Annotated in this window: 3 protein-coding genes; 2 read left to right on the forward strand and 1 reads right to left on the reverse strand. The window is 53.4% G+C overall.

Going from position 1 to position 2732, the window contains the following annotated elements; translation table 11 throughout:
- Positions 1-152: 152 nt before the first annotated feature.
- On the reverse strand, positions 153-725 hold the full coding sequence (locus PUZ33_RS25045; RefSeq protein WP_013097943.1) for a DedA family protein: 573 nt from the start codon (positions 723-725) through the stop codon (positions 153-155).
- A gap of 157 nt (positions 726-882) precedes the next feature.
- Here PUZ33_RS25045 and PUZ33_RS25050 point away from each other — a divergent pair, with 157 nt between their 5' ends.
- A complete protein-coding gene (locus tag PUZ33_RS25050) occupies positions 883-1470 on the forward strand; it encodes a Yip1 family protein (RefSeq protein ID WP_013097942.1) in 588 nt (195 codons plus the stop codon).
- A 167-nt stretch (positions 1471-1637) separates the two neighbouring features.
- The gene (gene pbpG / locus PUZ33_RS25055) at positions 1638-2561 is read left to right on the forward strand and encodes a D-alanyl-D-alanine endopeptidase (RefSeq protein WP_013097940.1); all 924 of its coding nucleotides are present in this window, start codon (positions 1638-1640) and stop codon (positions 2559-2561) included.
- The last annotated feature ends 171 nt before the right edge of the window (positions 2562-2732 follow it).

A 2732-nucleotide genomic window follows, 5' to 3' on the forward strand; every position in this document is an offset into this window, starting at 1 on the left:
ATGAGCCCGGGAAAGTGAGACGGCTGAATATAGTTAACGAGATGAAAAAGCTGGGAAAAGAGTACAGTAATATGGTCATGGTGGCATGACCATATTACTGGGGATCCCTCAGCCCACAGGGAGAGGGTTAGGGTGAGGGCAACAGACCGCACTCACTCCTCATCCTGCTTCTTCTCTCTGTGCCGCATCCACAGCCGCACTCCAATCACCGCCACAACCACCAGAATCAGCCACGCCCAGTGCTTCAGATGCTGGTCAAGGTTATGCAGCCACGGGCCAATCACTTCTCCACCCACGTAACCGAGCGTGGTAAAGATCAGCGCCCAGGCGCACGCGCCAATCACGTTCAGCGGCAGGAAAATTTTCGGCGGCAGGCGGCTGGCGCCAATCAATATCGGCCCGATAATCCGAAAGCCGTACATAAAGCGGGTGCCAATCACAAACAGGTAAGGGTGGCGCTGGATCAGCCGCTGCGCGCGGTTAATTTTCTTCTTGTGCTTAGCGAAACGCTTAAGCAGCGTCGGCCCAAAACGCAGCCCCAGAAAGTAGAGCAGCTGATCGCCAATCATCCCGCCCAGCGCAACCGCGGCGACAACCAGCGGGAATTTAAGTAATCCCTGATGCGCGGCGACGCCGCCTAACAGGGTGATGGTTTCACCTTCTGCCACGCTTCCGACAACCAGCGCAGCGTATCCGTATTGTTCAATAACTCCGTTTATATCCATTACGTAAATATCATCTCCCTCAGCGTGCCTCGGTTAATCATATACCCCTTGTGACAACCGCGGGGCAATCAACGGAAATTTCCCACTGTACATAAAATAATCTAAACCCTGCATTATACTTAAGGTATCGATGACGGGCCGACAACAAGGGGGCGCTATGAACCATGTCTGGGGACTTTTTTCCCATCCCGATCGTGAAATGCATGTCATCAAAAGTGAGAACGAAACGGTCTCGCATCATTACACGCACCACGTGTTGCTGATGGCGGCGGTGCCGGTGATATGCGCGTTTATTGGTACAACACAAATCGGCTGGAACTTTGGTGATGGCACCGTAGTACAGCTTTCCTGGTTTACCGGGCTTTATCTTGCCATTCTCTTTTATGGCCTGATGCTGGCAGGGGTGGCGGTTATGGGACGCGTCATTCACTGGATGGCACGTAACTATCCGCAGCGTCCTTCCCTGGCACACTGTATGGTCTTTGCCGGATACGTCGCAACCCCGCTGTTCTTAAGCGGTATTGTTGCGCTCTATCCCCTGGTCTGGCTGTGCGCGCTGATCGGGACCATTGCGCTCTTTTACACCGGCTATCTGCTGTATCTGGGCGTACCTACCTTCCTGAATATCAATAAAGAAGAAGGCCTGAGCTTTTCCAGCTCTACGCTCGCCATCGGCGTGCTGGTACTGGAGGCGTTACTGGCGCTGACGGTGATTCTTTGGGGTTATGGTTACCGTCTCTTCTGAGTTAATTGCATTGCTGGCGTAAATGCCAGCAATGCAGCATCTGTTCACGATTATCCGCTGGCGACAATGCACGGTGACCGCTATGATGCCGAAGCCAGCCTGTGTTTCTCCGTCAACGCAGGCGGTGTACGTCATAACGTGCGTGAATAATTATCAGAAGTCTCACCATGCTGAAATTCCGAGTTTCTTTACTTAGCCTGGCACTGTTGCTGGGGGCGTCCGCTGGCGTGCCAGCTCTCGCCAAAACGCCCGCGGTGACCACCGCTGCTGCTCAACCGCAAATCGCTTCCGGCAGCGCGATGATTGTTGATCTCAACACCAATAAGGTGATCTACGCCAGCCACCCGGATCTGGTGCGCCCGATCGCCTCGATAACCAAATTAATGACCGCGATGGTAGTGCTGGATGCACATCTGCCGCTGGATGAAAAACTGAAAGTGGATATCAGCCACACGCCGGAGATGAAAGGGGTTTACTCCCGCGTACGCCTGAACAGTGAAATCAGTCGTAAAAATATGCTCTTGCTGGCGCTGATGTCGTCTGAAAACCGCGCCGCGGCGAGCCTCGCCCACCATTATCCGGGCGGCTACGACGCCTTCATTCGAGCGATGAATGCCAAAGCCAAAGCGCTGGGAATGAATAACACCCGTTTTGTTGAGCCGACAGGTCTGTCGATTCACAACGTCTCTACGGCGCGCGATCTGACCAAACTGCTGATTGCCAGCAAACAGTACCCGCTGATTGGGCAGCTCAGTACCACCCGTGAAGAGATGGCGACCTTTGCGAACCCGGCCTATACGCTGCCGTTTCGCAATACGAACCACCTGGTGTACCGCGAGAACTGGAATATTCAGTTAACGAAAACCGGCTTTACTAACGCGGCGGGTCACTGTCTGGTGATGCGTACCGTGTTCAACGGTAAACCGGTGGCGCTGGTGGTGATGGATGCCTTCGGCAAATATACTCACTTCGCCGATGCCAGCCGACTGCGCACCTGGATTGAAACCGGGAAAGTGCAGCCTGTTCCGGCCGCAGCATTGACGTATAAAAAGCAGAAAGCCGAGCAGATGGCGACGGCGCAGAACGATTAGGTAAAAGCAAAACGGTAACAGTGTTACCGTTTTTTATGTTTTCTCCCTCTCCCGGTGGGCTGAGGGTTCCCCAGAAAAATGAAAAGCACGATGAAGTGTGATCTACTGGTTGCGCTAACAAATCAGAAGAGACCTCATCGTGCCTTTACAGACAGTCTGCCAGAAATTTTT

It is taken from the genome of Enterobacter cloacae complex sp. 2022EL-00981 (assembly GCF_028737495.1).
Lineage (GTDB): Bacteria > Pseudomonadota > Gammaproteobacteria > Enterobacterales > Enterobacteriaceae > Enterobacter > Enterobacter cloacae.

Excerpts from the sequence above, each read along its gene's own strand:
- PUZ33_RS25045 (WP_013097943.1), bottom strand. The coding sequence starts at position 725 with ATGGATATAAACGGAGTTATTGAACAATACGGATACGCTGCGCTGGTT.
- PUZ33_RS25050 (WP_013097942.1), top strand. The coding sequence starts at position 883 with ATGAACCATGTCTGGGGACTTTTTTCCCATCCCGATCGTGAAATGCAT.
- pbpG (WP_013097940.1), top strand. The coding sequence starts at position 1,638 with ATGCTGAAATTCCGAGTTTCTTTACTTAGCCTGGCACTGTTGCTGGGG.